At 73.3% G+C, this 17,238-nt stretch carries 12 protein-coding genes; 11 read left to right on the top strand and 1 reads right to left on the bottom strand.

What is annotated here, in order from left to right; genetic code table 11:
* Window positions 1-70: 70 nt before the first annotated feature.
* From VFJ94_RS10650 to VFJ94_RS10610, 9 genes are all read left to right on the top strand, one after another.
* Entirely contained in the window at window positions 71-499 is a 429-nt protein-coding gene (locus tag VFJ94_RS10650; protein ID WP_325004186.1) for a hypothetical protein, read from the top strand.
* A gap of 269 nt (window positions 500-768) precedes the next feature.
* Window positions 769-2,403, top strand: a complete 1,635-nt coding sequence (locus tag VFJ94_RS10645) for a TIGR02677 family protein (protein WP_325004185.1) — start codon at window positions 769-771, stop codon at window positions 2,401-2,403.
* Complete coding sequence (locus VFJ94_RS10640) at window positions 2,400-3,650, top strand: TIGR02678 family protein (RefSeq protein ID WP_325004184.1); 1,251 nt, start codon at window positions 2,400-2,402, stop codon at window positions 3,648-3,650. The genes VFJ94_RS10645 and VFJ94_RS10640 overlap by 4 nt, the downstream gene beginning before the upstream one ends.
* Window positions 3,647-7,834 (top strand): TIGR02680 family protein, encoded by a 4,188-nt coding sequence (locus tag VFJ94_RS10635; protein WP_325004183.1) that lies wholly within the window; start codon window positions 3,647-3,649, stop codon window positions 7,832-7,834. Before VFJ94_RS10640 ends, VFJ94_RS10635 begins: the two co-directional genes overlap by 4 nt.
* A complete protein-coding gene (locus VFJ94_RS10630) occupies window positions 7,827-9,122 on the top strand; it encodes a TIGR02679 family protein (protein WP_325004182.1) in 1,296 nt (431 codons plus the stop codon). Before VFJ94_RS10635 ends, VFJ94_RS10630 begins: the two co-directional genes overlap by 8 nt.
* Before the next feature lie 112 nt (window positions 9,123-9,234).
* On the top strand, window positions 9,235-11,964 hold the full coding sequence (locus VFJ94_RS10625) for a LuxR C-terminal-related transcriptional regulator (RefSeq protein WP_325004181.1): 2,730 nt from the start codon (window positions 9,235-9,237) through the stop codon (window positions 11,962-11,964).
* A 126-nt stretch (window positions 11,965-12,090) separates the two neighbouring features.
* Window positions 12,091-12,780, top strand: coding sequence for a hypothetical protein (locus tag VFJ94_RS10620; protein WP_325004180.1), 690 nt, complete (start codon window positions 12,091-12,093; stop codon window positions 12,778-12,780).
* Window positions 12,781-12,830: 50 nt separating this feature from the next.
* A complete protein-coding gene (locus tag VFJ94_RS10615) occupies window positions 12,831-13,475 on the top strand; it encodes a DUF2306 domain-containing protein (RefSeq protein WP_325004179.1) in 645 nt (214 codons plus the stop codon).
* Window positions 13,472-13,738, top strand: a complete 267-nt coding sequence (locus VFJ94_RS10610; protein ID WP_325004178.1) for a hypothetical protein — start codon at window positions 13,472-13,474, stop codon at window positions 13,736-13,738. The genes VFJ94_RS10615 and VFJ94_RS10610 overlap by 4 nt, the downstream gene beginning before the upstream one ends.
* A gap of 70 nt (window positions 13,739-13,808) precedes the next feature.
* On the opposite strand, the gene VFJ94_RS10605 is transcribed toward VFJ94_RS10610, so the two are convergent.
* Window positions 13,809-15,098 (bottom strand): ROK family transcriptional regulator, encoded by a 1,290-nt coding sequence (locus tag VFJ94_RS10605; protein WP_325004177.1) that lies wholly within the window; start codon window positions 15,096-15,098, stop codon window positions 13,809-13,811.
* Between the two features lie 161 nt (window positions 15,099-15,259).
* Between VFJ94_RS10605 and VFJ94_RS10600 the strand changes: the two genes are divergently transcribed.
* Both VFJ94_RS10600 and VFJ94_RS10595 read left to right on the top strand, forming a co-directional pair.
* Window positions 15,260-16,315 carry a substrate-binding domain-containing protein gene (locus VFJ94_RS10600; protein ID WP_325004176.1) on the top strand — a complete coding sequence of 352 codons (1,056 nt, stop codon included), beginning with the start codon at window positions 15,260-15,262 and terminating at the stop codon, window positions 16,313-16,315.
* A 5-nt stretch (window positions 16,316-16,320) separates the two neighbouring features.
* A partial coding sequence (locus VFJ94_RS10595) for an ABC transporter permease (protein ID WP_325004175.1) occupies window positions 16,321-17,238 on the top strand: 918 nt, incomplete at its 3' end.

The raw sequence follows: 17,238 nt of genomic DNA, 5'->3' as shown, positions 1-17,238 counted from the left end.
CACGCGCGGCCCTTCAGGGGGCTGGGGATAACTTCGGGGCCGGATCCGCGTTTGCGGCAACGATGTCTGCATGACCTTTGAAGACCTGCCCTCGCGGCCCCAGGACATCCCGCTCACGGACGCACGCGTCGCAGCCGACGTCATCGACCTCATCATCGGCGACCAGGACCGTGCCGACGGGTGCGTCGGCGTTATGGTGTGCGACGACCAGCACCGAGGCATCCAGCCCGTCGTCGTCTCCGATGTTCCCCACGACGCGGACAGCAGCGGGTTGGCCCAGCTGCTCGACCTGCTCCTGCCCCTCGTGGCCAGCAACGGCGGCTCGGTGCTCGTCGGTCGGGGCCGCCCCCGAGGGGGCGTGCCCAACGATCTCGACCGGCAGTGGCACCAGCAGGCCATCGACTCGTGCGCGGCCCACGGGGTGCGCCTGCTCGGCTTCTACCTGGCGACCCGGGACGGCGTGTTCCCGCTCCCGGAGCCACTCGTCGCGGCCTCGTGACGACCACTGGGGACGCTGCAACCACCTGCCGACCTGGCCCTTGGCTGGAGTACGGGCACACCTGTCGACGATCGTCGAGGAGGCCGGTGTGACCGTCCATGTCGCGGCGATGCAGCACCGTCGGGACGCCCACCGGACCTGACCGTCGGGGAGCGCCCACCAGGGGCGAGTGAGGGGTCGCCGAGGCCACCCCGCCCGGCTCTGCGGCATACGGCCAGGCCCTGAGCGCGACCGAACCGCTGTCGGTGCCCTCATCTACGCTGGGCCGCGTGTCCGACGACGCCACCGTCACCGCCTCCGGTGCAGCCCCGACGACCCAGGCCGACCGGGTGCGCCTCGAGGCCCTGCGGTATGCCGTCAACGAGGAGTCGGGCCTCTACATCGCCGTGATGCGCACCTTCACCCGCGGCCTCACCGGCATGCTGTCAGACCAGTCCGCCGCCGAGGTCACCGCGGCCCTGGCCGAGCAGGGCCTCGACGCCGACGAGGACACCGTCGACGCGCGCCTGTCCTACCTCGTCGAGCACGGCAACCTCGCCCGCAGCCCACGCGAGACCGAGGCGCGCAGTCTCGCCGACTACCTGCGCAACCGCGCCCGCTACCAGCTGACCCAGCGCGGCGAGCTCGTCCAGCGCCAGGTCGAGGAGCTGCTCGGCCACGCCGAGACGGCCACCGAGATCAGCAGCGAGATGCTCGGCGGCATCCTCCACGGGCTGCGCGACCTCCTCTCCGTCGTCGGCGACCCCCTGTCGCGCGCGGAGCCCGACGAGGTGGCGCGCCTCATCGGCACGGTCTTCGCCCAGTTCGGTCGGCTCGTGCACAGCACGCGCGAGTTCTACACCTACCTCACCCAGGTGCTCAGCCGCTACGACCTCGAGCGCGCCGAGTTCCAGGCGTTCAAGACCGCGCTGCTCGACTACCTCCAGCGCTTCGTCGACGAGGTGACGCGGCACATGCCGCAGATCGCCGACGTCATCACGCAGCTGCGCCCCGACATCGGCGACATCTGCGCCCGGGCCAACGCCGGCCAGCGCCTCCGGGACCTCGACGGCCGCGCCGCCCGCCGGGCGCCCGGCCTCGACCCCGCCGACTGGTCGAGCCTCGTCGCGTGGTTCACAGGGAGCGACTCGCGGGGCAGCGACGCCGACGGGGTGCGCCGCCTCGCGACGGAGGCCATGCGCGCGCTCCTCGTCAACCTGCGCCGCATCGTCGCGAGCTCCGACCGTGAGCACGGCCGCTACGCCGAGCTCGTCCGCCTCGCCGGCTGGTTCGACACGTCCACCGACGCGGACGCGCACGCCCTGTGGGCAGCGGCCTTCGGCCTCTACCCGGCCCGGCACCTCGGTTTCGTCGTGGCCGACGGCGAGACGGCCGTGCCCCCCACGACGTCGTGGCTGGCGGCTCCCTCGGCCGAGGTCCCCGTCCAGCTGCGCCAGTCGGGGGAGCGGCGGGTGGCCGGGCGGTCCGGGCGGGCCGAGGACTTCACCGCCGCCAAGCGCGCCCGCCTCGCCGAGCACGCCCGCGCCGAGGAGGCGCGCCGCGCCGCTCTCGCCGAGCTCGCGGCACACCGCGGCCCCATCGGCCGGCTGCGCGTCAGCGACGCGGCCCGGGAGGCGCTCCTGCAGCTGTATGCCGCCGGGCTCGCGCTGCGGGGCGCCGCCACTGCCGAGACGGCCGGCCCAGGCGGCCCAGGCGGCCCAGGCGGCCCACACGCCCCGGGCGGCTCGCCCTTCGCCGCCCGTGTCGCCCTGCCGGGACACGAGTGCGCGCTGCAGATCGAGGACACGCCGGGTGAGGGCTCCGTTATTCTCAGCCCGTCCGGACGGCTGCGGCTGGTCGGCCGGACGCTCGCCGTGGTGCCCCTCCGCGACACCGCAACCAGCCGACACGCGGGCGCGTCATGAGCTCACCCGGATTCGTGCGGCCGCCGACCCCCGAGGACTCCCAGGACCTCGAGGAGCGCCGGGCCGGGGCGCGGGCTCTTCTCGCCCATCCGCTCATGACCAGAGGCGGCCCGCACGACGACGAGCTGCGCCTCGTCCGGCGGCACCGGGTCGCGCTGACCCGGTTCTTCGCCGAGGCCCTGGGCTACCGGCTCACCGTCGAGCCCGTCGGAGCGCGGCTCTTCAAACCGGGCCTCGGGCGCGACGGCACCCGACCGCTGCTGCGGCGCTCCAAGGCGCCCTTCACGCCTCGGATGTACGCCCTGCTCGTCCTCACCATCGCCGCCCTGACGAGGAGCAGGCCGCAGCTGCTCGTCGACGAGCTCGTCGCGGCCGTCCGCTCGGCTGCCGTCGAGGCGGACGTCGCGGTCGACCTCGACGCGATCGGCGACCGCCGCGCTCTGCACGCGGCCCTCACGGTGCTCGTGGGTCTGGGCGCCCTCAGTGAGCGCGACGGAGACCTCGAGCACTGGGCCGAGAAGCACACGCAGTCCCTGCTCGACGTCAACCGCGACGTCCTCGCCCTGCTCGTGAGTGCTCAGCTGGGAGCCGCCCGGTCCCGGGACGACCTGCTCCAGCCCCCGGCGGTGCCCTCCGCGGCCGGCGGGGCGCGCATGGCGACCCGTCGCCGGCTGCTCGAGTCGCCCGTCCTCACGACAGACGAGCTGCCGGCCGACCACGCCGAGTGGTGGCGGCGCAACCGTAACCGCGAGCGGGAGTGGTTCCACGACCAGTTCGGTCTCGAGCTCGAGCTGCGGGCCGAGGGGGCGCTCGCGACCGACCCGCAGGACGAGCTCACCGATGTCGACTTCCCGGGGCGGGGCAAGACGAGCCACCTGGCCCTCCTCGTCCTCGAGGCGCTCGTCGAGGAGGTGCGCCCGGCGGTGCCGCGCAGCCGAGCCTCCGCGGACCCCCAGACCCACCCGTGGCACGCCCTGTCCGCCGAGCGGGTGGCGCACCGGGCCCGCGCCGTGGTCGACGACTGGTCGTCCGGGCTGCGCAAGGACCAGCGCGAGGACCCGGAGGCCGCCGCCCGCCAGGCTCTCAGCCTGCTCGTCTCGGTCGGGCTGCTGCGGGCGGCCCCCGCCGGTGCCGGGCAAGGCTGGTTGCTGCATGCCGCCGCGGCCCGCTACCGCCCCGTGGCCGAGATCATCGCCCCGTCGCGCAGCGGTGAGGCCTCCCTCTTCGACCTCGAGGAGCTCCAGTGAACGACGAACGCTTCCGGCTCTCGCGCGCCGGCGTGGTCAACGTGTGGCAGTACGACGAGCAGGTCTTCGACTTCGGCGGAGGCCGGCTGCTGCTCCGCGGCACCAACGGCGCCGGCAAGTCCAAGACGCTCGAGATGCTGCTGCCCTTCGTCATCGACGGCGACAAGAGCCGGATCACCGCGTCGGGGCGCCACCACACGAGCCTGCTCTGGCTCATGCTCGACGGCTACGACGGACCCTCCCGCACCGGCTACCTCTGGGTCGAGTTCGAGCGCCGGACACCCGGCGGCGACCGCGAGACCGTCACCTGCGGGATCGGCCTGCGCGCGAGCGAGTCCGCCCGGGCGGGGACGGCGTGGTACTTCACGTCGCCGCGACGAGTGGGCCTCGACCTGCACCTGACCGACGCCGCGGGTCCTCTCACGATGCAGCGGCTTCGGGCCGAGGTCGAGGCCGACGGGCACTTCTTCGAGCCGAACGCCGGGCGCCGCTACCGCGAGCACGTCGGGCAGCTGCTCTTCGGCCTCCCGCTCGACCAGTACGACGACCTGCTCCGGTTGCTCTACTGGCTGCGCCAGCCACAGGTCGGTGAGGACATCGACCCCAAGCGGCTCGCCGAGCAGCTCGTCCAGGCCCTCCCGCAGGTCGACGAGTCGGCGATCCGCACCGCCGGCGACACCTTCGACCAGCTCGAGGAGTTCGGTGAGCAGATCGACCGGCAGGAGCGGGCCGCGGCCGCGATCGGCGACTTCCTCACGACCTACTCCTCCTACGCGTGTGGCGTCGTCGAGGCCAGAGCGAGCGCCGTCGTCGAGGCCGAGGCCCGGGTCCGGGCCTGCACCCGCGACGTGCGGCGCGGTGAGCGCGAGCTCGCGGAGACCGAGGCACTGCTCGCGACGCGACGCGACGAGCGCCGCGCCGCCGACCAGGACCGCGACGGCGCCGTCGCACGGATCCAGCAGCTGCGCACCAGCCCGGAGGCGCGGGCGCAGGCAAGCCTCCTGCGCCTCGAGGAGCACCTGACGACGAAACAGTCGTATGCCGCTGAGGCGCGCGCCCGACGCGACGCGCAGCAGCGCCGGGCGGAGTCGGAGGCAGGCCGCGCGACGGCGGACGGCGACCGGCTCCGCGCGGGTGTCGCAGCGTGGGGCTCCCACGTGCGCGCAGCGCGCGACGGCCTCGGTGCGGCCCAGCTGCCCGGCCTGCTCACCCGATCGGGCCAGATCGACGCACCCGAGCCCGACTGGCACGCCACGGATTCGGCAGCCGGCGTGGCCGCCAGTCTCGGGGCCGCTGAGGAGGAGATCGGGGTTGCCGACGAAGCCATCGGCGTCGCCCGTGCGGCGGTGACCGTGGTCGAGCAGGCCCGCGCCGTGGCGGCCTCTGCGCAGGCCGAGGCGGAGCGGCGGGAGGGAGACAGCGTCCAGCGAGAGGCCGATCTCGAACGGCGTCGAGCCGCGCTCGAGACGGCGGTCGCGCGGAGCCTCGAGGCCGGCGAGCAGCTGCACGAGTCGCTCGCCGCGTGGGCTGCGCACGACGACGCCGTCGACCTCACGCTGCCTGAGCTGACGGCGGACAGGCTCGCCGTGCTCGGTCAGCTCGTCGAGGACGCCGTCGCCCCGGTGCGGTCCGGCCGCGAGGAGCGCAGGGCCGAGGCCCGCGCCCGCCTCGCTCAAGCCGAGGCGGAGCGGGAGCGGCTCCGCGCCGAGCGGGCCGCCGTCGCCGGGGAGAGCGACCCGCCTCCCGCGGCTCCGGCCTGGCACCGTGACAAGCGCGAAGCCCTCGAGGGAGCGCCGCTGTGGCGCCTGGTGGACTTCCGCGACGAGGGGTTCGGGGCGTCCGCGGCCGCCGGCCTCGAGGCCGCGCTCGAGGGCAGCGGCCTGCTCGACGCGTGGGTGACGGGGGACGGGCGGCTCGCCAGCGACCGCTTCGACACCTTCGTCGACCTCGCCCCAGCCGAGCCCCCGATCGCAGCTGCGTCCGGCCCGGCTGCGTCCGGCCCGGCTGCGTCGGGCCGGGCCGAGCGGTCGTTGCCGTTCCCCGCTCTCGGGGACGTGCTGCGTGCCGACGTCCCGCCGGGGTCGGCCGTCTCGGCCGAGGTCGTGGAGGCGATCCTGGCCCGGGTCCGCCTGCTGGACGGGTCAGCGGCCGCGGTCGGACCCGGCGCACCCGCGTGGGCGACGGTGGCCCACGACGGCAGCTGGCGCGTGGGAGATCTCGCTGGACGCACCACGAAGCCGGCGGCGCAGTACATCGGGGCCACGGCCCGGGCAGCCGAGCGGGCCCGGCGGCTGGCCGTGATCGACGCCGCCCTGACCGGTCTCGACGCGGTGATCACCGAGGCGGGCGCCCGGATCGCCACAGAGGAGACGGCTCTCGGGGCCCTGGCCAGGTGGCAGCGGGCGCGACCGCCGCACGAGCCGCTGCTGCGGGCCTGGCTCGCGGAGGACCAGGGCCGGCGTCTCGTCGAGGAGGCGGAGGCGGCGTTCAGCGCGGCCCAGGAGGTGGCCAGGTCGGCGCGGACGGCGGCTGCCGACGCGCACCGGGCGCTCGTCTCCCTCGGGGAGGTGCATCGCCTGCCCACCACGGCGGAAGGTCTGCAGGCCAGGTCCGCGGCGCTCGCGGAGCTCTCCGTGGCGCTCACCCGGCTCGCCGGTGACCGGACGGCCCTGCTCGAGGCGGCCGCACGCTGGGACGAGCAGGCCCAGCGTGCGCGGGTCGAGCACGAGCGCCTCGCGCAAGCGACAGACGAGGTCGCGCGGCACGAGGACGAGGCGGAGCGGGCCGCCGCCGAGCTCGACGAGCTGCGCCGCGCGGCGGGAGCGTCCGTCGACGAGCTGCAGCGACGGCTGGCCGAGCTCGAAATGCGGCGCGCCGAGGCGACGCGCGCCTGGGAGGAGCTTGGCTCCGAGATTGAGGGCCTCGTCGGAGCAGCGGCGACGACCGGCGCGAACCTCGCGGCGGCGAGGAGCCGGCTCGACGACGCGAAGCCGGACCTCGACGAGGCCCGGCAGCGGCTCATCGACCTCGAGAAGGCGCCCGGCGTCATCGACTCGGCACTGGGCCGTGGTGCGCTTGCCGCCGGCCCGGAACGCGCTGGGGCGCACGGCGAGCGGACGCCGACGCAGGAGGCGCCGGCGCTCGGCTCGGCGGCATACGGCAAGGGTCTGTGGACCCCGACGGACCCCAAGGCGCTGCTCGCGGCGCTGCCCGGGGGCGCCCGCGCGGACTCCACCTCCGTCATCGCCGCGACCCAGCTGTTGCTCGCGAGCGCGGCGGCCGGTCACGAGCCGCGGTTCACCGAGGTGGCGGGTGCCTGGGTCGCGGTGGGTCAGGGCGAGGGTGGCGAGCTGCCGCTCGTCGAGCTCGAGGGGCAGCTCGCCGCCGCGGTCGCGGCCAACAAGGAGCTGCTCAGCCAGCGGGAGCGGCAGATCTTCGAGGAGCAGGTCCTCGGCTACCTCGGGGACTCGCTGCGCGGCGTGCGGCTCAAGGCGGAGGAGCTCGTCGCGGCGATGAACACCCAGCTGCACGACGTGACGACCTCGCAGGGCATCCGGGTCCGGCTCCGGTGGCGGCTGCGCGACGACATCCCGGCGGACGCCAAGCGGGCCGTCGAGCTGCTCGGTCAGCCGATCGGCGCGCTGCTGGCCAGCGAGCGCGTCGAGCTGCGTGAGTCGCTGCACCGGCTCATCGACGCCTCCCGGGCCGAGGCACCGGAGGAGTCGTATGCCGAGCACCTCACGCGCGCCCTCGACTACCGCAGGTGGTTCGCCTTCGCCGTGCAGTACCACCGCCCCGAGACGGGGGAGTGGCGCGACCTGCAACGCAAGTCGGCCCTGTCCCAGGGCGAGCAGAAAGTGCTGTGCTACCTGCCGCTCTTCGCCGCTGCCGCAGCACATTTCACGTCCGTGGCCGGCGCCGCGCCGCACGCGCCGCGGTTCGTGCTGCTCGACGACGCGTTCCCGAAGATCGACGCGCGCACCCACCCCCTGCTCTTCGGCCTCCTCGTCGACCTCGACCTCGACTTCGTCGTGACGAGCGAGCGGCTCTGGGGGACGCACTCCACGGTGCCCGAGCTCGCGATCTACGAGGCGCTGCGCAGCCCCGGCGAGCGGGGGATCGCGCAGTACGAGCACCGCTGGGACGGCCAGCAGCTCACCGCCGTCGGGGCCTCCCTTGGCTGAGTCGACACTGCCGGCTGAGTCGTCGCTGCCGACCTGGCTCGGCGTCGACGCGCTGGCGCGGGTCTGGGCGATCCTGGGCGACGGGCTGGAGCGGCGAGGGCTGGTCGCCACGGGGCGGCTGGAGGTCCGCGACCTCACCCGCGAGGAACGGCACGGCCTGACCGACCTGCTCGGCGTCGCCGTGACCTCGCCCCGGGTCCGGATCGATCTGGCCCGGCTCGACTCCCGGATCACGCAACGCACCGGGTCCGACCTCGTCACGACGACGTCGCTGGCCCTGCGGCGTGGCCTGGCGGACCGGCCGGCCCTGCGTCATGAGCGCGCCGAGACGCGTCAGGCGCCGTTTCTCGCCGTCCGCGCATGGCTGTCGGAGACGTGGCCGGACCAGGAGGTCGCCGTCCCGGAGTGGCTGCACGCGTGGCTGGAGGGGCTGCGCCGGGACGGCGTGCTCGCGAGGGTCCGTGAGGCGGACCGGGTGGTGGTCCGCGCCCTCGAGGTCCTCGCCGCCCGCGATGCCTTCGCAGCCGCTGACGACGACGTGCCTGCCGACCGACGAGGGACCGTGGCGCGGACCGAGCTGGCCGCGCAGGTCACGGGAAGCTCCCACGGGCTCGACGACGGCGAGCCGCTCAGCGTGGTCGTGCTGCGGGCCCTTGCCGCACGGGCCGGCGCCGCCCTGGCCCAGAGTGCACACGACCGGCGCCTGCTCTGGGAGTCGGTCGGCGTCGTCCTCGACAGCGTGTCGAGCACCTGCCTCGTGTGGGGGCTTGCGCCCCAAGGCGGCTCGCCCGCGGCGCGACGGCTGACGGCCAGTCTCGAAGGAGGTGCACCCGTCCACGCCACCTGGTGGGACCTCAACGACGGGCTGCGTCTCGCGACGGGCCAGGCCGTCCTGGTCTGCGAGAACCCCCGCACTCTCGAGGCGGTCGCCGAGCGCGGGAGAGACGGGCCGGGCGTCGTGTGCACCATGGGCCGGCCGAACCTCGTGGTGCGGTCCGTGCTCGGGCTGCTGTGCGATGCAGGCGCGCGGCTTCGCTACCACGGCGACTTCGACTGGCCAGGCATCGGCATGGCCAACGCGTGCGCCCGCGAATACGGTGCGCTGCCCTGGCTCATGACCGCGGCCGACTACCTCGCGGGACACGGGACGCAGCCGCTGGTCGGCGGTTCTGTCGAGGCTGACTGGGACCCCGAGCTGGGGGCAGCCATGCGTGGCCGAGGCGTTTGTGTGCACGAGGAGGCGGTGCTCGGCGTCGTGCTGCGCCAGTTGGACGATCTCGCTGGCTGACCCTGACGCCGGCAGGTGCCCAGTCGTTCCGGTGTCCTGCCCTAACCTTGGCGACGGGGCACTACGTCGAGACGCTTGTGCGCCCCAGAACGGGGACCTCGTGGCACGTCCGTTGATTGCAACGAAGCTGTTCGTCCCGACGCTGCGACGCGGCCTCGTGACCCGGCCGCGACTGGTTGAGCTGCTGCGTCGCGGAGCCGAGTCGAGGCTGACCCTCGTGTCCGCGCCGGCCGGCTTCGGCAAGACGACGCTTCTGGTCGACTGGCTCGGCCGGTGGTCCGGCGAGGAGCGCTCGGTGGCGTGGGTGTCGCTCGACCCCTCCGACAACGAGCCGGCGTCGTTCTGGACCTACGTCGTGACCGCGCTCCAGGGGGCGGTGCCCAGCATCGGCTCGGATGTCGTGGAGCTCATTGCGTCCACCCCCTGGCCGACGGAGGCCCTGCTGACGACCGTGCTCAACGACCTGGCCGCCGCACCGGGCGAGACCTGGCTGGTGCTCGACGACTACCACCTCATCGACAACCACGACGTCCAGGACGGGGTGGCCTTCCTGCTGGAGCACCTCCCGCCGCACGTGCACGTCGTGCTTGCCACCCGCGCCGACCCCGACCTGCCCCTGGCTCGCTGGCGGGCACGCGGCGACCTGGTCGAGGTGCGTGCCGCCGACCTGCGCTTCACCTCCGACGAAGCGGGCGCCTACCTCGCGGCGGCAGGGCTCGACCTCGAGGTGCAGGACGTCGAGGTGCTGGAGGCGCGCACGGAGGGCTGGATCGCCGCCCTCCAGCTCGCCGCCCTGTCCGTCCGGGGGCGCGACGACGTCCGTGGCTTCATCGCCCGGTTCGCCGGCACCGACCGCTACATCGTCGACTACCTCGTCGAGGCGGTCCTGGCGCACCAGCCTGCGCACCTGCGCAGCTTCCTGCTGCATACGGCCGTCCTCGACCGGGTCACCGGCCCGCTGTGCGACGCCGTCACCGCCCGCGACGGCGGGAGCGAGATGCTCGCCGGCCTGGAGCGGGCCAACCTGTTCATCGTCGCGCTCGACGACCAGCGCGAGTGGTATCGCTACCACCACCTGTTCGCCGATGTGCTGCGGGCGCGCGTGCTCAGTGAGCAGCCGCAGCTGGTCCCCGTCGTGCACCAGCGCGCCAGCCGCTGGTACGAGGACCACGGCAACATCGAGGACGCGGTGCGGCAGGCCCTGGCGGGGCACGACGTTGACCGGGCGGTCGCGCTCATGGAGCAGGCCGTGCCCGCGATGCGCCGCAACCGCCAGGACGCGACGCTGGTCGCCTGGATCAAGGCCCTGCCCGACGACGCCGTCCGGCGCAGCCCCGTCCTCACCGTCGTGTGCAGCTGGATGCTCATGGCGTCAGGGGCCCTCGACCAGGCCGAGGCCCGGCTCGCCGACGCCGAGCGAGCGCTGGCTGCCGGGCCAGACGCGTCCGGGCGGCCGTGGGCCGACACGCAGGAGCTGCGCACGTTGCCGGCGACCACCGCCGTCTACCGAGCTGCACTTGCCCAGGCCCGCGGCGATGGGGCGGGCACGGCCACGCACGCGCGGAGGGCACTCGAGCTCTCGGCTCCGGGTGACCATCTCGCGAGGGGCGCCGCGGCCGGGTTCCTCGGCTTCGCCGAGTGGATGAAGGGTGACGTGTCGGCCGCGCTGTCGACGTTCACGCAGGCGGTGGCCAGCCTGCGTGCGGCCGGCAACCTGGTCGACGAGCTCAGCAGCACGGTCGTCCTTGCCGACCTGTGGCTCGTGGCAGGTCGACCGGGCACGGCGCGCCGGCTGTACGAGGAGGCGCTGGCGCTGGCCGAGGCGCGTGGCCAGCCGGTCGCCCGGGCCACCGCCGAGCTGCACGTGGGCCTGAGCGGGCTCGACTGCGAAGCCGGGGACCTGCCCAGCGCCAGAGTGCACCTGGAGGCGGCCGCCACCCTCGGAGAACGGGCCGGACCGAGCGAGAGCCGCTACCGGTGGTTCGTGGCCATGAGCCAGGTCGCGCAGGCCGCGGGCGACCCGGAGGAGGCTGTCGCACTCCTCGACGAGGCGGAGCGGCTGTACCGACCGGGGTTCTTTCCCGACGTGCGCCCCATCGCGGCGATGAGGGCCCGGGTCTGGGTCGCGCACGGCAAGCTGCGTGAGGCGGCCTACTGGGCACGTGAGCGCCGGGTGTCGGTCACCGACGAGGCCAGCTACCTGGCTGAGTTCGACCACCTCACCTTGGTCCGTCTGCTGCTGGCGCAGCACCGACAACGCCAGGACACCGGCCGGGTCGACCAGGCGGCGGGACTATTGGCCAGGCTGCTCGAAGCCGCCCAGGCCTCGGGCCGCGCCGGAAGTGTCGTCGAGATCCGCATGCTGCAGGCTCTCGTGCGTGACGCCCAAGGGCGTCGGCCGCAGGCCCTGGAGTCACTGTCAGAGGCGTTCGGGCAGGCGCCCGAACCCGAAGGCTACGTGCGGCTCTTCCTCGATGAAGGGGAACCCATGACGGCCCTGCTGCGTGACGCACAGCGCCACGACGTCGCCGGCGACCACGCGGGACGCCTGCTCAGGCTCGCAGCCGCCTTCGACGCTGAGCCCACGAGCACTGAGCCCACGAGCACTGAGCCCACGGGCGGGAGGCGGCCCCAGATCCCGCCGTTGGCAGACCCTCTGAGCGAGCGGGAGCTGCAGGTGCTGAGGCTGCTCGACAGCGACCTCAGCGGGCCGCAGATCGCCCAGCACCTGTTCGTCTCCCACAACACCCTTCGCACCCACACCAAGCACATCTTCACCAAGCTCGAGGTCACCAGCCGTCGCGCGGCAGTCCGTCGGGCACGCGAACGCGGCCTCATGTAGCCGGCCCGCGGCCGATCTCACCCTGCCAGTCACATCGTCGGGTGACGCCGGGCCCTGCCACCACTGCCTACCTTCGAGACATGCCGCGGCGCCTCGCCACGGACCTCGAAGCAAAGGGAGCCCGACATGAGCATCACCCCCACCAAGCTGACCCGCGCAGCAGGCCTGTCCGCCGTCGTCGCGGGCGGCCTGTTCATCGCCGTCCAGATCAACCACCCGCACATGGATGTCACCTTCGCCACCACGACGGAGTACACGGTTCGCCAGACGGCGAAGGTGCTCATGTCGGCCCTGTCGCTCGTGGGCATCACGGGCATGTACCTGCGCCAGGTGAAGCAGACCGGAGCGCTCGGCCTGCTCGGGTACGTCCTCTTCGGCGCCGGCTACCTCGTCATGCTCGGCGTCGAGCTCGTCGGCGCCGTCGTGCTCCCGTCGATCGCTCACAGTGCGCCCGGTTACGTGCGCGACGTCCTCGCCGTGGCCACCAACGGCACCGCGACGGGCGACATCGGCCTGATGAAGACCGCCATCTCCGTCATGGGCGTCGGCTTCCTGGGCGGCGGCCTCATCTTCGGCATCGCCCTCTTCCGCGCCAACGTCCTGGCCCGCTGGGCCGCAGCACTGCTCGCCGCCGGCAGCGTTGGGACCCTGGCGATTCCCCTGTTGCCCCAGGTCAACTACAGGCTGTTCGCCATTCCCACCGGCGTCGCCCTGGTCGGCCTCGGCTACTCGTTGTGGCGAGAGCAGCGCTCCCCGGCCGCTCGGCCCGCGACGATGCCGGTCGGCTCGCAGCTCAACCCGGCCGGCGCCAAGTGACCGTCCACGCGGCAGCCCGCTCCACCCGGTCGGCCCGGTCGACCGGGTGGGTGCCGTTCGCGCTGGTCGGACTCACCCTCATCCCGGCCGTCTCCGGTGCCCTGCGGCTGGTCGAGCTCCTGGGGGGTCCACACGTCATGCCCGCGAACCCCCGCATCGCGGGCTCGCCCGCACCGGTGGTCGTGCACATCCTGAGTGTGGTCCCCTATGCCGTCCTCGGCGCCTTCCAGTTCTCGTCCCGGCTCCGCCGCCGCCGGCCCCGCTGGCACCGCGCGGCGGGCCGGGTCCTCGTCGGCCTCGGGTTGGCGGTGGCGTTCTCCGGGCTGTGGATGACGCTGTTCTACCCCCGCCAGACGGGCACGGGCGAGCTGGCCTACCTGCTCCGGCTCGCCGTCGGGTCGGCCATGGCCGCGAGCATCATCCTCGGCTTCGCCGCGATCCGCCGCGGCGACGTCGCCCGTCATCAGGCGTGGATGACCCGCGCCTACGCCGTCGCCCTCGGCGCCGGCACACAGGTGTTCACCCAGGGCGTCGGGCAAGCGGTCCTCGGCACGAGCGAGCTCGCCACGGACTTGGGCCTGGGCGCGGGATGGGCCATCAACCTCGCGGTCGCCGAGCTCGTCATACGCCGGCCACGAGGTCGCCGGCAGGGCGGCCGCCCGATCTACCCGGCAGCAAAGGCAGGCGCCTCATGACAGAGCCCTCCAGCAGCTCGGCGCCCGTCGGTTACCGGGTTCGCGTCGGCGGGGTGCTGGACCTGCACTGGTCGCCCTGGCTCGCCGGCTTCACCGTGACCGCCGATCGTGATGGCACGACCACCCTCACGGGTGTCGCCGCCGACCAGGCGCAGCTGCACGGGCTGCTCACCAAGATCCGGGACCTCGGGATCGTGCTGCTGTCCGTGACGGCGCTTGACCCACCGCGAGGTCGCGCGGGGCCCCCTTCCCAGAAGCCGTAAGGGCGCCCCCACCCACCGGCCCGGCGCACCGACCGCCAGCCAGGCGGAGCCGGTCCTGGGGGCCGACCTGTCAGTCGGCCGAGGCGCTCGACGGCGAGGACGCGGCCGCCGTCATGAGCGCGTCGATCCGGGATGCGTCGTAGAGGTGGTCGCACAGCGCCGTGACGAGACCGCTCACCCCGGCCATCTCCCGTTGGACCGCCGGGAGGATCTGGAGCCGGCGCGTGGCCAGAGGGAGTGACCGGGCGTACACCGACTCGCGTATGCCGGCGAAGAGGTGGTCCTCGGCGACGGCGAGCTCGCCCCCGACTACGACGACCTCCGGATTGAGCAGGCTGACGGCGTCGGAGAGCGCTATGCCGACGATGCGGCCCGCCCGACGCAGCAGTGTCGTGGCGACCGGGTCACCCGCCGCGACGAGCCGCGCCGCGTCGTGCACCGAGTCGACGTAACGCCCCGCGTCTCGAAGATCTCGCACGAGAGCCCACCCCCCGGCATACGCCTCGATGCAGCCGCGGTTGCCACACCGACATAGGGGCGGGTCGCCCTCCTCCGGGACGACCACCTGAATGTGTCCGATGTCGCCCGCGGCCCCGTCGGCGCCGCGGAAGATCACGCCGCCTGTGATCAGCCCGGCACCGATCCCGGTTGCCAGCTTGAGCATGAGCATCGAGGACACGTCCGGGTGGGAGAGGCGGTGCTCGCCGATGGCCATGGCGTTGGCGTCGTTCTCCACGACCACCGGACAGGAGAAGTGCGCACCGAGGAAGGCCCTGATTGGGTAGCGGTCCCATCCCGTCATGATCGGGGGGCTGACGACCATGCCGGCGGCGCTGTCGACGGGTCCAGGCAGCGCCAGCCCGATGCCCCGGACGTCGCTCGCTCCGAGGCCCGCGCTCCCGAGCAGCCCGCCGAAGGCCGAGAGCACCTCACCGAGCCATGGCTCTGGGCCGGATGCAATGTCGATGGAGTGCCGTGACTGGCGCAGGACGGTGCCCGCGAGGTCCGTGACGGCGAGCCGCACGCCTGTGGCGCCGGCGTCGGCGATGAGCAGCACGCCGCCCTCGTGGCGGAAACGGAAGCGGCTCGGCGGCCGGCCGCGGGAGGTGGTCGCCGTCTCTGCAGCGGCGACGAGCCCCGCCCGCTGCAACGACTCCAGGCGAGCGCCGATCGTGGCCCGGGACAGACCCGTGCGGCCAACGAGCTCGGCGCGGGTCACGTCGCCCTGCGCGCGGATGAGCGCCAGCACCTGGCCGGGAGTGCCGTGGGCGCCCAGAGGCGCGAGCCCGGCGGAGGGCCGGCCTGGACCCGCGGCTTCCGTCGTGGATGCCACAGCAGGGTGGCCGGCCCAGTCCGTCACGTCGTCTCCTCGTTGAGCCCAGGGCGCCCGCGGTGCCAGCGGCGCGACTCATTTCTACCAGAGTTCACGCCATTTCTGCTTGACAGGTTGCAGAAATAGCCCTTCCATTGGGCAGAAGTCACACGATCCATTCCACCCGCTCAACGAAGAGAGGCCTCTCCATGCCCCCTGTCGCCCGCTCCACCACGTCTCGGCGCTACGCGCTCATCCTCGGCACCGGGCTCGTCGCCAGCCTGTCCGCCTGCGGCTCGAGCCCCGCCGCCGGAGGCGGCTCCACCGGCGCCGCGAGCGCTGCCGGGACCGGCACCATCGCCGCCGTCATCAAGGGCCTGGACAACCCCTTCTTCCAGACCATGGAGGCCGGCATCAAGGAGGCGGCGAGCAGTTCGAAGACCGCCGTCACGGTCCAGGCCGCGACGGCGATCACCGACACGAGCGGGCAGGCCGACAAGCTGAGCGGTCTCGCCGGCCAGGACTTCCGGTGCTTCATCGTCAACCCCATCTCCGGCACCAACCTCATCCAGGGCGTGGCCCAGCTCTCGGCGAAGAACGTCCCGATCGTCAACATCGACAGCCCGATCGACGCCTCGGCCGCCAAGGCCGCGAACGCGAAGATCGCCACGTACATCGGCACGGACAACGTCGAGGCCGGCACGATGGCCGGAAAGACGATGGGGGAGCTGCTCCCCGCTGGCGGTGACGTCGCCCTCGTCGGCGGCATCGCCGGGGACGTCACGAGCGATGCCCGCCTGGACGGCTTCCAGAAGGGGATCCCGGCCAATGTCAAGGTCGTGCAGACCGTCGCGGCCGACTGGGACCGCCAGACGGCGCTGACGAAGGCGACCGACATCATGCGCGCCCAGCCGGGCCTCAAGGGCTTCTTCGCCGCGAACGACGACATGGGCCTCGGCATCTCACGTGCGATCGCCAACGCCGGCAAGACGGGTCAGATCAAGGTCATCAGCGTCGACGGCAACAAGGACGCCTTCGAGGCGGTCAAGGCCGGGGGGATCGACGCCGTCGTCGCGCAGTACCCGTACGTCATCGGGGCCATGGGCCTCGAGGCTTGTCGGGCAGCCGTTGCCGGCAAGGCCCTGCCCCTCTCCGTCAAGGCACCCGTGCAGGTGGTGACCAAGGACACCGTCGACAGGGCGCTGAGCTCGGCGCCGAAGCCCGGCGAGGCGTATGACGACCCGTTCGCGGCGTTGCTGAAGTGAGCACCGTGGTCGAGACCTCCGCCGGCGCGACTCCGCCAGAGCCCACCCCAGCCCGGGGAGGCGCCCCCGGCGCGCGACGGCAGCACGGGGCCGGTCTGCGCGACCTCAGCACGTGGGGCGACTGGGCGGCGCTCGTGGGCCTTGTCGTGCTCGTCGTGGTCTTCCAGTCGCTCAACTCGACATTCCTCAGCACGGGCAACATCCAGTCCATGCTCGTCGCGTCGGCGATCCTCATCGTCCTCGGGATCGGCCAGACGTTCGTCGTGGCCACGGCCGGGATCGACCTGTCCGTCGCGTCGACGATGACTCTGTCAGCGGTCGTCTTCGGCATCCTCTTCGTCGGCGGGCACGGCCTGGCGCTTGCGGCCGTCGCCGCCGTCATGACTGGAGGCGCCGTCGGGCTCTGCAACGGCCTGCTGGTGTCCCGCGGTGGGATCACGGACTTCATCGTCACCCTGGGCACGCTCTCCGCGGCATCCGGCCTCGCGCTCATCCTCTCGAACGGCAAGCCGGCCACCATCATCAGCGCGCCTTTGCTGCGGCTGTCGACCGGCTCGGTGGGCGTCCTCGGCTACAGCGTCGTCGTCGCCCTGGCCCTCGCCGGGCTCGCCCATGTCGTGCTTTTCCACACCCGGTTCGGCACCCATGTGCTCGCGACGGGCGGCAACCCCGAGGCGGCCAACGCGACGGGTGTCCGGACCGGGCGGGTCAAGACCGGTGTGTACGTCGTCTCGGGGCTGCTCGCCGGCGTCGGTGCCATCCTGCTCGTCGCGCGCGTCGGGGCGGCAGAGCCGGCCGCCAACACGGCGTTCCTGCTCAACTCGGTGGCGGCGGTGGTGCTCGGTGGGGTCAGCCTCTTCGGCGGCCGCGCCACGATCATCGGCCCGGTCATCGGCGCGCTGCTGCTCACAGCACTCGTCAAC

Origin of the sequence: Intrasporangium sp. (genome assembly GCF_035688975.1) — a bacterium.
Taxonomy (GTDB): Bacteria; Actinomycetota; Actinomycetes; order Actinomycetales; family Dermatophilaceae; genus CALMNV01.
Note: the sequence above shows the minus strand (reverse complement) of the source record. Positions and strands in the feature narration are given on the sequence as shown.

Excerpts from the sequence above, each read along its gene's own strand:
- VFJ94_RS10600 (WP_325004176.1), top strand. The coding sequence starts at position 15,260 with ATGCCCCCTGTCGCCCGCTCCACCACGTCTCGGCGCTACGCGCTCATC.
- VFJ94_RS10620 (WP_325004180.1), top strand. The coding sequence starts at position 12,091 with ATGAGCATCACCCCCACCAAGCTGACCCGCGCAGCAGGCCTGTCCGCC.
- VFJ94_RS10610 (WP_325004178.1), top strand. The coding sequence starts at position 13,472 with ATGACAGAGCCCTCCAGCAGCTCGGCGCCCGTCGGTTACCGGGTTCGC.
- VFJ94_RS10640 (WP_325004184.1), top strand. The coding sequence starts at position 2,400 with ATGAGCTCACCCGGATTCGTGCGGCCGCCGACCCCCGAGGACTCCCAG.
- VFJ94_RS10650 (WP_325004186.1), top strand. The coding sequence starts at position 71 with ATGACCTTTGAAGACCTGCCCTCGCGGCCCCAGGACATCCCGCTCACG.